We start from the raw sequence: 18,322 nt of genomic DNA on the forward strand, positions 1-18,322 counted from the left end.
CGGCCACATACGTACTATATCATGATAAAGCAAGCCACCCAAATCGGTGTACAAGGGGTTGTCCAGATTGGTATGCACGTACTTCACATTTACTTCTACGTCCAACCATTTGAAAGGCTGGGCATTCAGCTTGGCATTGGTGCTAAGACGCTCATAGGAGTCGTCGCCGTAACGCAGATTACCTTCCTGCCCCAAATAATTGGCCGACACATAATACTGCATCTTTTCCGAACCTCCATTCAGATTCAGGTTATGTTCCTGAGCCCATGCCCATTTGTACTGCACATCATACCAGTCAACATTATCGTTGGCTTTCTCGTGAAACTCCCAGTTCGTGCCATTGGCATTGGCAATGGTAGACGTCGTAATCTCTCCGTTCATATATTGCTGAATACGGTTCAGCGTATCGTCATTGAAGATGGCGTTGCCACCGCCGTTGATACTTCCCTCATTGAAATAGTTGGCAAACTGCCAGGAATTCATCAGATTAGGCAGATCCATCGGTCCATAGTAACGGGCGTTGCCGGCTTAGCTTACACTGGCCTTGCCCACCTTGCCTTTCTTCGTGGTAATCAGCACGACACCAAAGGCCGCACGCGAACCGTAGATGGAACTGGCAGCGGCATCTTTCAGCACAGAGATAGACTCAATGTCGTCGGGGTTCAGGTTGTTCATGTTGCCTTCGATGCCATCAATCAGCACCAGCGTGGAAGCCGTTGAGCCGGTAGAGATGGTACCGGTACCACGGATGTTGATGTCCATCGTCTGCCCCAACTGTCCTCCATAAGCACCGACCGAAAGATTCAGACCGGGCACCGTTCCCTGCAAGGACTGCCCCAGGTTGGTTACAGGGCGCGACTTCAAGACCTTGGTATCCACCGTGGCTACGGCTTCGGTCAAGTTGGCGCGGCGTTGTGTACCGAAACCTACTACTACGACCTCGTCCAACACCTCGGTATCTTCAGTCAGTGCAACCACATAATTAGTTGTACCGTCCTTTACCTCTATTTCCTGTGTAGTATATCCTATATATGATATACTCAGGACTTCGCCCGCACTAACATTAGAAATTGAAAACTTACCGTCCAAATCAGTAATGGACCCACGTGTTGTGCCTTTCACGGCTACTGACACCCCAATAAGGGGTTCGCCCGTTTGCTTGTCTGTTACCACTCCGGTAACCGTCTTGGTCTGGGCACACACTTGTGTCAAAACCGACAGAAGCAAAGTAATGATTAAACAAAATTTATTAACAAATATGATATTACTTTTTAGGTTAATAATAAATTGTCATAACAAATATACAAAAGTTGTCTAAATATTACAATATGCTCATCATAAATATGTTAGAGTTATTTTATTTTCGTATAAATAAAGATATAAATGTGGATTAATTCTGCATCCGAAATATGTCTTTTCCGAAACAAAACAGTCATAAAACAAAACAAATTTGTCAATTTAGACACAGTTCGGAATGCCCGAAAGTGGAAATCATAATAAGCCTTAAAGAAGAAAATAATTGGGGCAGAACGGCGAAAAATCACCTTTTCCCACCATTTCGCCACTCATGCAGATGCAGAACACTCCGCCGACATGCACCACCGCATTTTAAAGAAAAAGAATAACGAAACGTACCGGCATTGCGGATGCTGCGCAGGAAAAATCAGAGACGGATGCTGCGCGGTGTCATGCCCGCTGCCAGCCTTTTTTCCCCTATACAGATGGGGCCTGCTGCTTATACGTTTGCAGCAAGGTGCCGGTACCGCTGAAGCAGGGTGCCAATACCGCCGAAGGAGAACACCTGCCCATTCAAACCCGGCAAGCCCCCAATAGACCGACAGTCGATGTTCCGGCTGGCAGAAGCACAAAAAAACGACTTCTCCGCAAGCCTACGGATAAGGCTGTGGAAAAGTCGCAGTAAAACCAAGTTAAAGTCAACAGCCGGAAGAGACTGTCACCATAGAAGATAAAAAGGGTGGCAGCGCCTTTTTGCTCAATCCCCTACCCTCCGCAACGTAAAACAGTCAATATCCGGCGTCCAAGTATAGGGGCTGCACATCCGTACCACGTTATAGCCAGGATTCAACTTAACGGGAATAACCACCTGTACTACCCCGCAGGCAGGGTCTGACTCCAGGTCATCCAGCAGCACCTTATCCCCATTGACACTCACCTCGAGCTTTCTGTCCCAGATTTCGCGCCCGCTGCCTGCCGCAGGAACATACGATATGCACATCTCATAGCAGCCTCCCCGTTCGCTGTAGACCTCGTTCCATTCGGCATAGTTCTCGGCCTGGCCTCCCAGATTGCTGACCACCATGCCTCCGGAAGCACCTGCATAAGGCGCATAGACCACGGAGCGGGGTTTGGCCAAGTCGTTGTAGAGAGGCAGATAAGCCCACTCTGCCTCGTAACGTTCCGGCTCCAGACGTTTCCGGGCCTCCAGACGGAATATCTTCACACCGTGTGCCGGCACCAGGCAAGACAGGGTATCACGCACACTGCCTCGGTCTTTCCGCTCCACCAAGTCACGCAAAGCAGTCTTACCCCCCAGTTCCAGGGCAGCGAGAGGAACGGTAATCGTACAAGCACTGTCGGTAGGATTATATAAAGCCACTGCACGTACCAGACCGCGTTTCTGCCCGATGTCCTTCACCATGACATAACAGCCATCGACATGCTGCGCCACATAGGCTTGCAGGCCGAGCGGGTCTTGATTTAAAGCAATGAGTTCTTCGTTTTTAAGCAAGTTCAGCGAAGCTGTCGGAATGGTTGTCATGTCGCAACCAATCAACAAGGGCGACGACATCATGCACCACATGCCGAAGTGGGTCTGTTCTTCTGTCTGGGTCAGCCCGCGCCCTATCTCCAGCATATCCATGTCGTTATAATGCCCGCCGCCTGCATAGGCCGACAAATAGAGGTTCTTATGTATGATAGACTTAACAGACTGCCAGCTTGGGTTAATATCGGGACTGATGCGCCACGAACGCGCCAACGCTTTCACCCAGGTGCCGGGATAGGCCCAGCGGCAAATGTTGATAGCCACCTCCTTGCGGGCCACCTCACGGATAGCCTCCACGATCTCGGTATAACGCTTTTCCTCGTCCAAAGCCAGTTGCTGGCCCGCCCCGCAATAATCAATCTTTATGAAGTCGAATCCACAATGGTTAAAGAAGAAGTCGGCATCGGCCCTTTCATGTCCATACAGCCCCACACCTACCCCGTGCGTGTCGGCATCCCACAAAGAGCCACAGGTATTGCTGCCGGCATCCGAATAAATACCGGCTTTGAAGCCCTTGGCATGAATATAATCGGCCACAGTGCGGATGCCGTTGGGGAAACGCTCCGGATGTATCTTCAGTTGACCGTCGGCATCCCGCCCGTCAAAGAAACCATCGTCAATATTTATATATGAATATCCGACATCCTTCAGCCCCTGACTCAACATCGCGTCAGTCTGCTTCTTAATCAATTCCTCACTGATGTGAATACGATATGTATTCCACGAGCTCCAGCCCATCATGGGAGGAGCAAAAGATGCCTCTTGGGCATGCAGTCCGCTTGGAACACTCCCGCAAAGGAGCATGCCGAACAAAGCGGACAAAATCGTATGCCGGTGAAATAATGGTTTGTCCATGGTCACGAACCTATCAGTAAAAGAAAAGGCAGGAAGAGTCCGGGAATATCTGCCCCTGCTCTTCCTGCCTCCTATCAAACAATATTCTATCTGCTCAAACAGACTGGATGGCAACCTGGCCTTTATTGTCCAAGTTCCTCAATACCCTTCAAGGCAGTCTTTGCCATCGCATCCTCAGGGTTGATAGCCAGAATCTTGTTCCAATACTCCTTAGAAGTCGGATAATCAGTCTGCAGCATATAATAGTAACCCAAATATCTGTAGCACTCCAAAAGCTGCGAATTATAACGCGGATCGTTCTTAGCCAGAAGCATTTCGACCACCTTTTCATAATAAGGCTTAGCTAAGCCCTGCGTTGTTTCAGGGTCTCTGGCAGAATTAGTACGAGCACGCCAGAAGTTACCGATGTAGTTATCGGGAGCCACTTCGGCAATCTGTGCAAAAATAGTATCTGCCTGAATCAAGGCATTCTGTCTCATCTCGAGAGTAACCTTTACAGAGTCGGTAGAAGTACCCTCATCGTAATACAGACGGCCCAGTTCGAAAGTATTGGCCATGCTCTTTTCTTCAGCAGGAAGTGCATCGCAATATCTGTTGTAAGCCTCGATAGCCTTCTCATAGTCGTTGTTGCCAGCATAAGCGTCCGAAATCTGCTTCAACAAATCCACCGAAGCCGTATCCATCTCGTATGCCTTTTCGTACTGGGTGATGGCACCAGCGAAGTCGTCTTTAGCGCTGAGCAGGGCACCGTAGTAACGGTAGTCCAGACCGGAATAGTTGACATCCTTCAACTGGTTGAAGAACTTGTCGGCAACACTTACCGCTTCGTCATAACGCTTCATGTCAATGTAGTTGTACATGGCGAGACGATTGAAGCCCGTATGGTCGGGATTCTTCTCCAAACCTTTGTGGGCAATCTCCAAGGAAGCCTCAAAGTCCTTGTTCATGAAAAGAGCGAAAGCGTAACTCAGGATATCGCTCTCCGTAGCCAAGTCTGTATGAATAAAGCTTGCATAAGCCTTCACAGCTTCATCAAAGCGGTTGCTGGCATAATATACCTCAGCCAGTGCCTTATCGGCCTCTTTCATGTCAGGGGCCAGCTGCTTGAGCTGCATCAGTTTCTCGATAGCCATCGTAGGACTTGCCGACTTGTAAGCACGTGCATACTTCAGATAAGCCTCGTAGCAGTTGGCATCGAAATAAATAGCCTGTTCATACATCTGGCAGGCAGTACCTACATCTTTCTTGGCCAAAGCGATATCACCTTCCATCAGAGAGACCTTCGGATTCTGCTTGTCGGCTTTCTTGGCTTTTCCAATCAACTCTTCCACTTGCTCCATCTTCTGTGCGTCCAGATAGACTTTAGTCAGTGCCAGAATAAGATCTACATTCTTCTTGTTCTTACCTTTCGTCAGTTCCTCGGTCATATCCCAGGCCTGGTCCGGGTTCGACTTAATCAGTTCTTTCACCTGATTCACGCCAGCCTTCCATTCAGATTCGGGCGTTTGCGCAGAAACCATACCTGCAAAAAGCAGACCTACGCAACATAAAACAATTCTACTCTTAATCTTCATACTTCTATCTTATAAAAAAACAATTATTCGTCTTTCACATTCACGATACGCACAGCCTGCGTAGCCGGCAAAAGTCCCGACTTCTGGATAATCAATTGTCCGCGATAGGAAGTGAGGAAACCGGAGAATCCCCAGCACAGCCCGTTGCGCGGGTCGTTGACTAAAGCATAAATATCACGGCTCAGCGGATAATCACCATAGTAAAGATAAGCTTGATAAGGTTTGAAGCTATTCTCAATGTTGGGACGTGTAGATTGGCTGACCGACATGACACGGACTTCTTTATTGAACGAGAGTCCCGTGCTATCATTGCGGTCGCTCAGCCAATTCACACCGATAATGCCCATGGCACCGGGTGTCTTCGAAACGTAGTTAATAACTTCCTTATTGGTATTCAGAGCGCTGACATTGCCTGCAAGCTGCTTGCCACGACAAATGGAATCAATAGCGAAACGCACTGTACTTGAATTCTTGTTATCAAACACCAGCTGAATTTCGCCCAAACGCGAATCCGAATATATGTCTTTCCACTGTGTCTTCTCACCGGTAAGGATGCCGCGAATGGCATCTACGCTGATAAGCGAATCGGGATTACTGAGGTTCGTAATCAGAGCCAGACCATCGGTGGCAATCTTGATTTCCTGCGGAAAGAACTTACGACTATTGAAAGAATATTTTTCCTCAGGTGTCAGCCTGCGGCTGGCAATAACCAGCCGCAGGCTGTCCTTGAGCAAGAGGTTGACAGCTTCCACCTCAGTCACAAAATGCGGGACGATATCCGCTTGGGGATACAAAGCCTCAAAGACATCGATTTCTTCCTCCACAATAGGACGGAAGCTTTCATCGGCCGCGATGGCCACAGTCCCGGTGGTGTACGTGTCTGTACGCCCATCCTTTGCTTTTTGCTTACAGCCCACAAGCAGGAAGCCCACCATAAGGAGCCAAAGTCCAAACTGTCTATCTCTTTTCATAATACATGCTTAATTCAGTTTAAATCTGACAGGCAGAGTAAAACGTGCAGCAACTGCCTTACCGTTCTGACGACCAGGAAGCCATTTCGGCATGCTCATAATCGCACGTACTGCTTCCTTATCGCAAGAGGGGTCAAGGCTACGCATCACCTTCACGTCACGGATTGTACCATCCGAACCTACCACGAACTGGCAGACTACCACACCCTGCGTTCCATTTTCTGCAGCGATAGGGGGATAGTGGAGGTTCTTACTCAACCAAGCCATCATTTCTGCATCACCGCCGGGGAACTGAGGTTTCTGTTCCACCATATCGAATACCTGCTCTTCTTCGGGAGCTTCGGTAACGATTTGCTTCAGGTCTTCAAGAAGTTGTCCACCTTCTTCGTCGTTACCTTTCACGTCGGCGATAGAGATGGTAACCTTACTTTCTGTCAGTTCTTCCTGACTCTTCATTTCGTCTTCATCAGCCACTTCCTCGTCTTTCTTAATGACAGGGGCCGTAAACTTGATGGAGCTCTTCAGTGCGGGAGGTGGAGACTCCACAGGGCGTACTTCCTGCACTTTTTCTTCCTGTTTTACTTCGGGTTCTTCCAACTGCGAGAGCGTGGTTACCTCGGTCATCACTTCTTTCTTTTCAGGAGTAACCATCGTAATCAGCTTCGGGATGGAGAAGCCCACCAATGCAATCACAATTACCAGTATGACGGAGAACGTCAAACGTCTCGGTGCGCGGGCACGCATCTTATACGCGCCGTATTCCTTATTTCTGCCTTCAAAAATGAGGTCACACCATTCACGAGAGGTCAAATCCAATTTTGCCATAATTTTACTTCTTCATTTAGGTGTTACACATTATTGAGCCAGATTTTCAGCACCGTATGAGCCTTTACTTTCAAAGTTCTTAATAAGGAACTCATCGCCTTCGGCCATATCTGCAATCACATACTTACCGATATTGCAAATCTGCATCTCATCGAGCGCGTCAATCAGATTCTTGTAAGAAGCCTCGCCTTCGGCCTTGATGATGACAGTCGGCGTATCATCTCCGCTTTTGATTTCAGAGAGCTGCTCCTTATATTGCTCTTCGGTTATCTTCAGATCATCTCTGTCCTTCTTCAAGTCATTCACCTTCTGCACAGCCACGCGGTTACGGCGGAGAAGCATGGCACGGAGGCCGTCAGCCTGATACGAGGTTTCCTTCAGCGAGTTATAATCTTCGTAATTAGGTTCTCCTTCGTAGTAATACAGCTTATCTTCACCAGCCAGCAGAAGCGTAATAGCCTGTGAGGCCTTTACCTTTGAGCGCTGCTCATCGGTGATGTTCTTGTCGTTACTCGGCATGCTTATTTCCATCGTCTGAGGCTTGCTCAGCGTGGTACACAGCATGAAGAAGGTAATCAGCAACATGTTCATGTCCACCATCGGCGTGAAGTCCACGCGTACGGTCATCTTTTTCTGTTTGCTGTTGCTCTTCTTGCCGCCACTTTCTTGTATTTCTGCCATATTTGATCCTTTCCAATTTATTCTTCAGAAGTGGTCTTCAGCGTAGTAATCAGATTGTATCTGTTCTCGTGAAGATCCTGAAGTGAGTTCATAACATCTTTAATTGTGGAATAAGGAGTGGTGGCATCAGCCTTGATGGCAATACGCAAGTCCTTGTTGATAGCACGGGCGTTACGCATCCAAGCCTTGAACTCATTGTTCAGGCTGTCCGTCGGAATGCCGGCATCGGGGCTTTTCAGCAGTTCGGTTTGCTTTTCTTCCGGCTGAGCCAAGAAGGCCTTCATGTTCTTCATGGGCACCCCGAAGGTGCTTGCCACCATGAATTTCTTGGTTTCCTCGGCCGAGAACTGCACTCCATATTCCTGTCCCATGGCACCCAGCAGTTGCTCCAGGTCGCCCTGTTTATCCAGGCTCATGAAGACTTTTCCATCCTGCGCAATCAGAATCTGGAGGATATTGGTCTCCGGAATCTTGATTTCGGACACCGAACCCGGCACGTTCACCTTAACGGGTTCCGGTTTAACGAATGTAGAAGTCAACATGAAAAACGTCAGCAACAATACTGTCACGTCACTCATCGCCGTCATGTCGATGAATGTGCTTTTCTTTTTGATTTTGACTCTACCCATAGTTGTAAATTAAAAAGTGAGAAATTAAGACTGGAAGTCGGCGAAGGCGCAAGCTACACACCCTGCCTCTCCATTTTATAATTTACTTATGCGTAGCGGCAAATGTCTGTACGATAGAAAAGCCTACTTCGTCGAGAGCGAATGTCAGTTTATCAATCTTGTTCGTGTAGTAGTTATAAGCGATTACGGCCAATGCACCAGTCAAGATACCGAAGGCTGTGTTGATCAGGGCCTCAGAGATACCTTGTGACAGAGCCATAGAGTCGGCAGAACCACCGGCAGCCAGAGCGGCGAATGAACGAATCATACCGATAACCGTACCAAGCAATCCCATCAAAGTACCCAGCGTCGTGATAGTACCGATGATAGGCAGGTTTTCCTGCATCATAGGCAATTCCAGCGCAGTAGCTTCTTCCAGTTCCTGCTGGATAGCCAGCTGCTTCTGGTCTTTGCTCAGAACGGTGTTGTTTTCCATTTCAGAATATTTCTGCAGAGTTGCGCCTACTACGTTGGCAACAGAACCACGCTGCTTGTCGCACAGAGCCTGAGCCTGAGCCATGTCGTTGTTAGCCAGAGCTACCTTGATGTTGGCAACGAACTTAGCCAAAGAGCCATGACCGAAAGCGGCACGGATAGCGAAGAAACGCTCGATAGACAGAGCAATAACTGTGAGCAACAGGGTCTGGATCACAGGCACGATGACACCACCTTTATAGATGGTTCCCAGGAAGTTTCCGGGCAGCGGGTGATTGTTCGGGTCGTTGTTCATAAAGTTGGCGGGGTTACCCAACACCTGAGTGTAAATCAGAACGGCTACGATAAAGCAGCAAACGATTACGATCCACGCAGACTTAATGCCTCTGAAGCCTACGTTCTTTTTTTTGTTTTTTGTTTCCATAACAAATAAGATAATGAAATTAGTTAATAAATAAATATAGGAACAATTTGTTGTTTTTTCAGTTTCATCTGCTCGTTTCCAGAAAGATAAGACGTACAAAGGACAGTACAGAGGGGTAACGTATCATGGCAGCACACAGGCCGGATTTTGTCCGTCGTGCGGTTAAGGTTATGAAACAGGTGGACCGTCATGCGGCCACAACCCCTAACAGATGTCTTTTCCATCGGCCATTCCTTCCAAAAGATTTGCATTCGTTTTTCTGTACAACATTCTTGCAGTACTTTCTCCCGTATCCGGCTTGAAAGATTATACTACAATGTTTAAAACGCGACAAATTTAAACCAATAATTCAGATATGTCAAACAAATCGAGCGGAATTTCGGTGTTATAGCAAATTTTAACGCTACAAGAACGATTTTTTCATAAGAGAAGAAGGGTAATTTAGGGAAGAAAAGACAAAAAATACATTTTTCTACGTTGGAAAGGGACTGCCATTTCTTTTCAGGGCGGATATAAGGGGAACAGCCCTAAAGGTTATTGCCATGCTTGGTCTTTCTTCCTTTGAATTGCTTTTCGTCCATGAATGTTCCGGGAAGGCAGGATGCAGGAACCGGTTCCTGCACGGCCTGCATCTGCGGGAGACAGAACTTCACAATACACATGCTATCAGCCTGTTATATCAAATATATAAGACATCTGGTTCTTATATATAAGAAGTCCGGTCCTTATATATCGGGCATCTGCGCCTTCTATATAAGGACCGGAGCTATTGCATATAAGCCGTGGCACTCAGTCTCCCTCCACGCCCATTTCCTTGATAAGGCGGGTGGCTCCCCCATACTTTCCGATAATGAAAAGCACATAACGGATGTCTACGCCGATGGTACGTTGCAACCGGGGTTCGTAGAGCACGTCGCTGCTCATCGCTTCCCAGTTGCCGTCGAAAGCCAAGCCCAGCAAACGGCCGCGGGCGTCAAACATGGCACTTCCCGAGTTGCCTCCGGTAATGTCGTTGTTTGAGATGAAGCAGACCTTCATCTCACCGTCGGAATCGGCATACGGACCGAACTGCCGGGATTCGAGCAGGCGCAACAGTTCGGGCTGCACTGCATAAGAGAGGTCACCGGGATGCTCGCGCACCTTTTCGAGGATGCCGCGCGAAGTGGTGAAGTAATTATACACTGCGCCGTCATACGGTTCGTAGCCGCACACGGTGCCGAAACTAAGACGCATCGTAGAATTGGCGTCGGGGTAGAAACGACGGTCGCTGTACATCCGGCGCACCGCCGCGTTCAGCAGGCGTTCGCCCCGCCCTATCTCACGGGAAGGCAGGAACATGTCGAAATGCATTTCAAACAGTTTGGTCAACAGGTCTATGCCCAACGTCACGGCAGGGTCTTCGTAGATGTGATAAGTCGTGTCACGCGCCAGGAACCGCTGCAAGCCACGGGGCGTCACCAACTGTGTGCGGGCGTAAAGCTGGTCGACATAAGCCTTGGTATTGCCGGCATAAGCAGAATCGATGACGTGATACAAGTCCGGCCAGTAGACAGAATCCACTTTGGAACGGTAGACATCGAGCAGGGCGGCAAAGACCTGCTTGTCCAGCTGTGGATTCAGGTTGGCGTACTGCTCGACAATCTTTTCCATATTGGCCACCACCGCCTCGTGTTCGGCCTCAAAATCGAAGTTGAGGATGTTCAGGGCCATCTGTATCAATTCCGGTCCGTTAAAGAATACTTCTTCAAAATAAGCCTCCGCACGGTTTGTGGCACGGCGTGCCCGATAGTTCGCCTGCAGCGTATCCAGCAGTCCCGAAAGCTGCCTGCGCTCGCGGGGGGTCTGCTCTATCCAGCGGCGCAGTTCTTTTTCCAGCGCCTGCTTTTTCTCCACCACCTGCAAACGCCGGATAGCCCGGTTCATCCCGATGGAGTTTTTCCAATAATTAGAGCTTTCATCGTATTTCGAAGCATACATCAGGCGAATGGTGTCATTGGCTTCCATGGCCCGTTGCCAGATGCCCTGCTTCACCCCACGCACGTCTATCTGTGCCTGGTTGGAACCAGCCACCCTCTCTTCGATGCCGAAAGAAGAAAGATAACGCTCGGTGTTCCCCGGATAGCCAAGGGTCATGCAGAAGGAGCCTTCCGTATAGCCTTCCAACGAGACAGGGGCTACATAAGCAGGATGATAGGGCACGTTATCCGCCGAATAAGGGGCAGGCATGTTGTCTTTACCGGCATAGATGCGGAAGACGGAGAAGTCGCCCGTATGGCGGGGCCATTCCCAGTTATCGTTTTCCCGCCCGAACTTACCCACCGACGAAGGCGGAGCGAAGACCAGACGCACATCGGTATAATCGCGATAGACGGAAAGCCAGAATTCATTGCCGCCATAGTAGGCATCGACGGCTCCTACGACGGTAGAATCTTTATCCCTCACCTCGCGCTCTATGGCCCACATCACCGAGTCGACGGCCAGCGAACGTTCCGTCTCATCCATGTCGGGACGCACGACGGAAAGCACGCGGCGGGTCACGTTTTCTTGCTTCACCAGAAAGCGCACAAACAGGTCGGGACAGGGCAGTTCATCGGCATAATCCGGTGCCAAGAAGCCGTCGGTCAGGTAGTCGTGGTCTACGGTGCTTAACTGGCGGATGCTGCTGAAGCCGCAATGGTGATTGGTAAGCACCAGTCCTTCAGTGCTCACCACCACTCCTGAGCAGAAGCCGCCGAAGCTGACCACGGCATCTTTCAGCGAAGGGTGCTCCGGGTCATAAAGTTGGCGCGGCGAAAGTTCCAGCCCTAAATCTTTCATGGCACGGCGCGTATTCCGGTCCATGTTACCCAACATCCACATGCCCTCGTCGGCCTGCGCCAGGACCGTTGCACACACGCAGGCAACGGCAGTCAACAAATGTCTTAGTCTCATCATGGTCTTTGTTTATCATTAAGCAGTTAGAGGGAGGGAAAGGGAGTCATCGCTTCGCCCAAGGAGTGAAAAGCCAATAGTAAGCCAATGAAAGGTATTGGCCTATAACTCTTTTTACCCCCTTTGACTCCTTCTAACTACAAACTCCATATCTTCATATTATCAAAACCTCCACAACCAGCTGTCCAGCATCTCGCCCGGCGACAATCCGAACCCCTCGCTCTGCTGCAGCCGCTTCTTCAGGCGGGATTTCTGCTGGGAGACGGACGAGGGCGACACCGCCATCAGGATGGCTATCTGCGAAACGGTGAAGCGCAGCTTGATGAGGATGCAGTATTGCAGGTCCACGTCCGTCAGTTGGGGAAAACGCACCTTCAGGCGGACGGTGAAGCGGTTGTAGATGCTGTCGGTCAGGAGGGCCAGTTTCTTCCACTCGCCTTCGCCCAGGAACTTGGGCTGGCGGCGCAACAGCTGCACCAGGCTGTCGCGGCGGATGAGTTCTTCCACCAAAGCCTGCTCGTGCGCCTCCAACTGTCGAAGCCGCTCGGCTTGCTGGCGCAGGATGCGTTGTTCCTCCGTGTCGTACTTGTCCCGGTAGTGGTCCAGCGAACTTTGCAAGCGTTGGTTCTCCGCGTCAAGTGTCTTGTTCTGTTGCTGCAGGGCATCGATGGCGGCTTGCAGTTCATCTCGCTGGACTTGCGATTCTTGGCGCTCATCGGCCAACTGGGCTTGTAGCAAGACGATACTCTGGCTATTCTGGCGGAGGGTCTCTTCGTTGTCGTGCAGACGGATGGCGTCTTGCCTCAGTTGCTCGCGAATGCGGCGCAGGCGGCGGCGATAGGCCACGGTGAGCAGGATGATAATCCCCAGCAAGGCGACAGCCAAGGAGAGGCCGATGATGACGCTGCGGTCGCGCTCCATCCGGATACGGTTACGCTCGTTGGCCAGTTGCTCGTTGTCGTACTTCTCCTTGATTTCGGCCACTTGCCGGGACAGTTGTTGCCGCAGGGCGAGGGGCTGGTAGTAGCGCATGGAGTCGGCAGCCCAGACGGAGCGTGCATATTGCTGCTTGGCGCGGTAGTACTGGAACAGCAGGTCGTAAATGTTGTAGCGCAGGTTGTTGCGGTCGGGCAAGGTCATGGCCTCGTCGATGTACACCTGTGCCGAGTCGGGCTGGTCCAGTTGGAGGTAAGTCTGGATGAGCGTTATCAGGATAGGCTGCTTGCTGTCGGGCGTCTGGCTGGACAGGTAGTCTTTGGTTTCCTTCAGCAGCGGCAGGGCTTCGAAGGGTTGCTGGAGGGTCATGTAGAGCACGGCCAGTTCGTATTTGCTCTGCATCTCCAAGTATTGGTCTTTGGCCAGGGCAGCCAGCCGGGTGGCTTGGCGGAAATGCTCCACGCCTTCTTCCGGGCGGTTGTGGAGCGTGTCTTCGTGTATGGCCGCGAAGTAGAGGCGCCCCATGTACATGTGCGCCAGAGCCAGGGCAGCGGTATCTCTGCATGCTTCGGCCAGCTGCAGGAAGCGGCTGGCGGTCTGGGCGCCTTCGTCCCTCAGGTGGGTGCGTTGCAGGTAGAAGCTGGTGAGCAGTTGCCGGCAGCGCATTTCCATCCGCGGGTCGCCGCTCTCCAAAGCTGCTTGCAAGGCTTGCGAATAGACCTGTTGCGCCTGCTCCATCTCGCCCCGCCACTCCAGGCTGCGGGCATGGAGCAGGAGGGCTTCGGTTTGCTCCGCGGGGGTGCCGTGCCGCTCCAGATAATCAACAATGGGAACAATCAGCGAGTCATTGACGCCCCGGTTGGTCTGCGCGGCGGTGAGCCAGGCTTGTGCCAGTTGCCACAGGACGCGCTCGTGGCGGTCGGTAGGCGGCGCCAGGCGGTTAATGGAATCGAGCAGGCGGACGTCTTTTTCATCGCTGCTATTGTGCGTGGAGAGGATGAGGTCGAGCCATGCTTGCTGTCGGGCGGCCAGGACAGTGTCGTTTGTACGGCTGCACGAGGTAATGGCTGTACAGGCCGCACACAAGCTCATCAGGAAGAAAAGGAGATGTCGCATAGTTTCTATGTATTCCAAAAACACCGCAAAGGTACTCTTTTCTGCCTCTTGCTCCAAGTCCGGCCCCTGCAAAGTGGGAAAAACGGGCACGGCGACCCGCTGTGGGCTACATGCGGCTGCGCTGCTCCTGCCCGGCACCCGTGCCTTTGTACTTGCTCTTGGCGGGGTTGAACTTGTAGCGGAGGGTCAGCGTGATGCTGCGACGCGATTGCGGGTTGACCCTTATCAGGCGGTCGCCGCCATAGAGGGTGGCGTCGCTGCCGGCAGAGTTGAAGAGGTCGCGTCCCTGCAACTGCAGGCTGAGGCGGTCGTTGAGGAATGCCTTGCGCAGACCGACGTCCACCGACCAAGGAAGGTTGTCGAGGTGATAGTTCTCCTGGTCGCCGCGCGTGGTGAGCGAGGCATCCACGTCTAATGTCAGTCCCCACGGCAGGCGGATGTTGTTGCGCCAGCTGAAGTTGCCCATGGGGGTATTGAAGTTCTTCTGCGTGCCGCCGGGCATATCGACCAGGTACCATTGCTGGAGCATCATCAGCGTGAGCTGGGGCGACCACGGGCCGAAGGTGGGCGACAGGCTGAGGGTGAGGTAGAGCTTGTCGGCGTCACCCTTGTTGAGGTAGGTTATCAGCGAGATGCTGGGGTTGTCCTCCGAATAGGCCCCGGTCTGCTGGATGATGAAGTCCTTGATGCGTGTATAGCGTGCGTTGAAGTAAATCCACTTCCACGAAATGTCCGCCGACAGGCGGTGGATGAGGGAAGGACGGAGCAAGGGGTTGCCGCCCTCGTAAGTGTAGCGGTTGGCGTAGGTGATGTTGCTGCGCAGCAGGTAATAGCTGGGACGGTTGATGCTGCCGGTGTAGCTCAGCGAGAGTTGCGCCTTGCCCACGGGCAGGGAAAGCGAAAGCGTGGGGAAGACATTGTCGTAGGTTCGGCTCTGCTCGTCCACCCGGACATCGTTTTCGTAATAATCGGAAGTGATGTGCTCGTAGCGCACACCCGCCGTGGCTTGCAGCTTGCCGAAGGTGCGGGCATATTCCAAGAAAGCTGAACCGGCATTCTCCTCGATGTTGCTGTAGTCGTTGTCCAAGATGCCTTGGTCGTTGATGTACGTGTTCGTATGGTCGGTATAGGTGTACTCGCCGCCGAAGGACAGATTGCCTTCCCACAAGGGACGGCTGACGATGAGCTTGGCGGCATAGAGGGTGTTCTCGTCTTTGTTGTAGCTGGTGACGTTCTGTTCTTGCGGAGCTTCGCCGACGGTGGTGTAGTGTTCCCACGTGTCCTGAAAAGACTTGCTGTACGCCCACAGGCCGTCGGCATTGAAGTCGATGTTCCAGTCGCCCGCCTGCCCGTTGTAATAGACGTTGAGGGTGTGGCTGGTGGAGGGGTTCCTCTGCCGGTTCCGGCTGGTGTTCTCTTCGTAAAGTTCATCGTTTCGGAACACATGCGAATACATGGGATTGATGTTCCACCAGTCCTTGGGCGTGCGGTCGAAGTCGTAACGGACGCCTATGGAGTGGTTTTCGTTGAACTGGTAGTTGAGCGAGAGCATGGTGGAGACGTTATGGAAACCTCCTGTTGTAGAAATAAGGCTCTCCTGCCGCCATGTGTTGTCCAGGAAAGTCTCTGTGGTCAGTCTCTTGTTGTCCTCACCGGAGAGTTTCGAGCCATAGAGCATCCCGCTGAGGTCGAAGCCTCCTTTGCGGTAGTTGAAGTTGAACTGGTCGAGCACAGTCCAGCCGTATTGGTAGCGGGTGAGGAAGCGGTTGTTGAAGCCGAAGCCTTCGCCCTGCGCCTTCTTGGTATAGATGCGCACCACCGCCTGCACCGTAGCGTCATACCGTGCACCGGGGTTGCGCACCACCTCTACCCGTTTGATGTTGTCGCTCTCCAGTTGGTCCAGCTCACTGGCGTCGCGCATTTTACGTCCGTTGATGTAGATTTCAGCCGTGCCGCTGCCGAAGACGTTCACCGTCCCCTCGTCTGCCGACACACCGGGCAACTTGTTCAGCAGGTCGTTGCCCGTGCCCGCTTGTTCCAGGATGCTGCCCTGCACGGTGGTGACCTGCGCATCTCCCTTCAGCCGCACCTTAGGCAGGTCTGCCTTCACCACCACCTCGCCCAGCATCTGCGCATCGGGCTGCAACTGGAGGATGCCGAGGTCTTGCCCCGTGCATTCCTTATATAGCGTCGTATAACCGATGGAAGAGATGCGGATGAGCCGGTTCCGGCACGCAGAGTTCAGGACGAAAGTGCCGTCGTCGCCGCTCACCACGCCCGCCACGAAAGCGGAGTCGGGCAAGGAGAGCAGCACGATGTTGGCATACGGCAGGGGTTGATGGTTCTCGTCGATAAGTTTTCCCGTGATGGACTGCGCCCGCACAGCAAAGGTTGCCAGCAGGGACAGACAGAGGAATGCGATTCGTTGTTTCATGAGTTCTGTTCGTTAAAGGGTTATTTTGCTCTGCCAGACGGGCCATACCGCCCCATCCGTTGCATTGCGGGAGCAAAATTAGTGCATTCCTCCGGTACGACCGCGCAACACGCCTCTACAGCCAGGCAGTCCTAAAACAGCGATTATCAATCAGATAAGAAGATTCCCACCCCGGTTCATCTCTACTCAGCTCTTCCGCTTCGCGAAACGCCGGCCTATCACCGGCCAGTGCGACAGCGGCAGGTCGCGCCGGATGATATACGCCACGAACACCAGCAGCAGTACAGTCCGCCACAGCAAGCGCAGCCCCAAAGAGTCTATCGGCATGTATTCGCCTGCCGCATAAAGCACGGCTGCCAGCAAGACATACGTACCGATGCCGCGCAGGTCGTAGCGGATGGGATATTTCTTCTGTCCGACAAAATAAGAAAAAAGCATGGCCACACCGTAGCCGGCAAATCCGCCCCACGCACAGGCCATGTATCCAAACCGGGGCACCAGCGCCACATTGACAGCCACCAACACCGCACAGCCCGCCAGCGAAAACCAGGCTCCCCAACGGGTTTCGTCTATCAGCTTATACCAGAAAGAGAGATTGAAGTAAACTCCCATAAAAATCTCGGCCATCATAACAACCGGCACCACACGCAACCCCTCCCAATAACTGCGGTCGATGAGATATTTCAGAATATCCAGATAAAACATTACCGCCAGAAAAGCCAATAACGTAAATATGATGAAGAACTTCATGACCAATGCATAAGTCTCGCGGTTGTCCTTATCACGGCTCTTACCGAACACAAAAGGCTCGTAGGCATAGCGGAAAGCCTGGGTCAGCATGGCCATAATCATGGCGACCTTGGCGCAGGCACCGTAGATGCCCAGCTGCACGTTGGTCTCTGCCGGGTCGGGGTAAACAAAAGGGAAGATGATTTTATCGGCCACCTGGTTCAAAATACCGGCAATGCCCAGCACCAGCAACGGCAGGCAATAACGCAACATACGCTGCAACAAGGCACGGTCCAGCACATAGCGGAAACCACTCAGTTCGGGCACCATACATACCATGATGACCGACGTACAAATGAGATTGAAGAGAAAAGCGCATCCCACGTCTTCGCCGTCCATGCCCACATAGTACGCCATATTCAGCCCGATGTTGAGCACAATGAACAGCATCTTGAGAGCCGCGAAACGCAACGCCCGCTTGCGATAGCGCAGATAAGCAAAGGGAATGCTCTGCACTGCATCCATGGCTACGACAATCATCATCATGCCTACATACCACGGATGCTCCCCATATCCCAGCCAATTGGCCACACAGGGCAGGAAGCCCAATCCCAGCGCCAGAAACACGACACAGCCTCCCGCTACAGCCAGCAATGTAGTGGAATACACCCGCATCGGGTCCTCGCCTTCGCGATTGGCAAAACGGAAGAAGCCGGTTTCCATGCCGCAGGTAAGCAATACCAGCACCAGTGCCACCCAGGCATAGATATTGGTCACTACCCCATATCCCCCCGACTCCACAGGCATGGACATGGTATAGACAGGTACCAGCAAGTAATTCAAAAAACGGCCTACAATGCTACTCAGGCCGTAAATGGCAGTATCTTTAGCAAGACTTTTCAGATTACTCATACGTATCAGCATTAAACAATGAAGATTTGCTTTCAACAGGCCCGGC

The 18,322-nt window shown here is 51.9% G+C and carries 11 protein-coding genes and 1 pseudogene; all 12 read right to left on the reverse strand.

What is annotated here, in order from left to right:
* Positions 1-1,227: pseudogene (locus B5F34_RS18080) on the reverse strand (SusC/RagA family TonB-linked outer membrane protein); the annotation flags it as partial.
* Between the two features lie 766 nt (positions 1,228-1,993).
* Positions 1,994-3,589, reverse strand: a complete 1,596-nt coding sequence (locus B5F34_RS11050; RefSeq protein ID WP_239448928.1) for an alpha-galactosidase — start codon at positions 3,587-3,589, stop codon at positions 1,994-1,996.
* Positions 3,590-3,762: 173 nt separating this feature from the next.
* Positions 3,763-5,214, reverse strand: a complete 1,452-nt coding sequence (locus B5F34_RS11055) for a tetratricopeptide repeat protein (RefSeq protein ID WP_087338797.1) — start codon at positions 5,212-5,214, stop codon at positions 3,763-3,765.
* 23 nt (positions 5,215-5,237) lie between these two features.
* Positions 5,238-6,185, reverse strand: a complete 948-nt coding sequence (locus tag B5F34_RS11060; protein WP_087338801.1) for a substrate-binding domain-containing protein — start codon at positions 6,183-6,185, stop codon at positions 5,238-5,240.
* 9 nt (positions 6,186-6,194) lie between these two features.
* Positions 6,195-7,010: an energy transducer TonB gene (locus tag B5F34_RS11065; RefSeq protein WP_087338804.1), complete on the reverse strand. Its 816-nt coding sequence runs from the start codon at positions 7,008-7,010 to the stop codon at positions 6,195-6,197.
* A 30-nt stretch (positions 7,011-7,040) separates the two neighbouring features.
* Positions 7,041-7,691, reverse strand: coding sequence for a biopolymer transporter ExbD (locus B5F34_RS11070; protein ID WP_087338807.1), 651 nt, complete (start codon positions 7,689-7,691; stop codon positions 7,041-7,043).
* A 17-nt stretch (positions 7,692-7,708) separates the two neighbouring features.
* Positions 7,709-8,320, reverse strand: a complete 612-nt coding sequence (locus B5F34_RS11075; RefSeq protein WP_087338810.1) for a biopolymer transporter ExbD — start codon at positions 8,318-8,320, stop codon at positions 7,709-7,711.
* Positions 8,321-8,402: 82 nt separating this feature from the next.
* Positions 8,403-9,218: a MotA/TolQ/ExbB proton channel family protein gene (locus B5F34_RS11080; RefSeq protein ID WP_087338813.1), complete on the reverse strand. Its 816-nt coding sequence runs from the start codon at positions 9,216-9,218 to the stop codon at positions 8,403-8,405.
* Between the two features lie 789 nt (positions 9,219-10,007).
* Positions 10,008-12,149: a S46 family peptidase gene (locus B5F34_RS11090; protein ID WP_087338819.1), complete on the reverse strand. Its 2,142-nt coding sequence runs from the start codon at positions 12,147-12,149 to the stop codon at positions 10,008-10,010.
* A 162-nt stretch (positions 12,150-12,311) separates the two neighbouring features.
* Positions 12,312-14,201, reverse strand: coding sequence for a hypothetical protein (locus B5F34_RS11095; protein WP_140392998.1), 1,890 nt, complete (start codon positions 14,199-14,201; stop codon positions 12,312-12,314).
* Between the two features lie 106 nt (positions 14,202-14,307).
* The gene (locus B5F34_RS11100) at positions 14,308-16,635 is read right to left on the reverse strand and encodes a TonB-dependent receptor (RefSeq protein ID WP_087338825.1); all 2,328 of its coding nucleotides are present in this window, start codon (positions 16,633-16,635) and stop codon (positions 14,308-14,310) included.
* A 186-nt stretch (positions 16,636-16,821) separates the two neighbouring features.
* The gene (locus tag B5F34_RS11105) at positions 16,822-18,276 is read right to left on the reverse strand and encodes a lipopolysaccharide biosynthesis protein (RefSeq protein ID WP_087338914.1); all 1,455 of its coding nucleotides are present in this window, start codon (positions 18,274-18,276) and stop codon (positions 16,822-16,824) included.
* Positions 18,277-18,322: the final 46 nt, after the last annotated feature.

This window comes from Mediterranea sp. An20 (assembly GCF_002160055.1).
GTDB lineage: Bacteria > Bacteroidota > Bacteroidia > Bacteroidales > Bacteroidaceae > Bacteroides > Bacteroides avicola.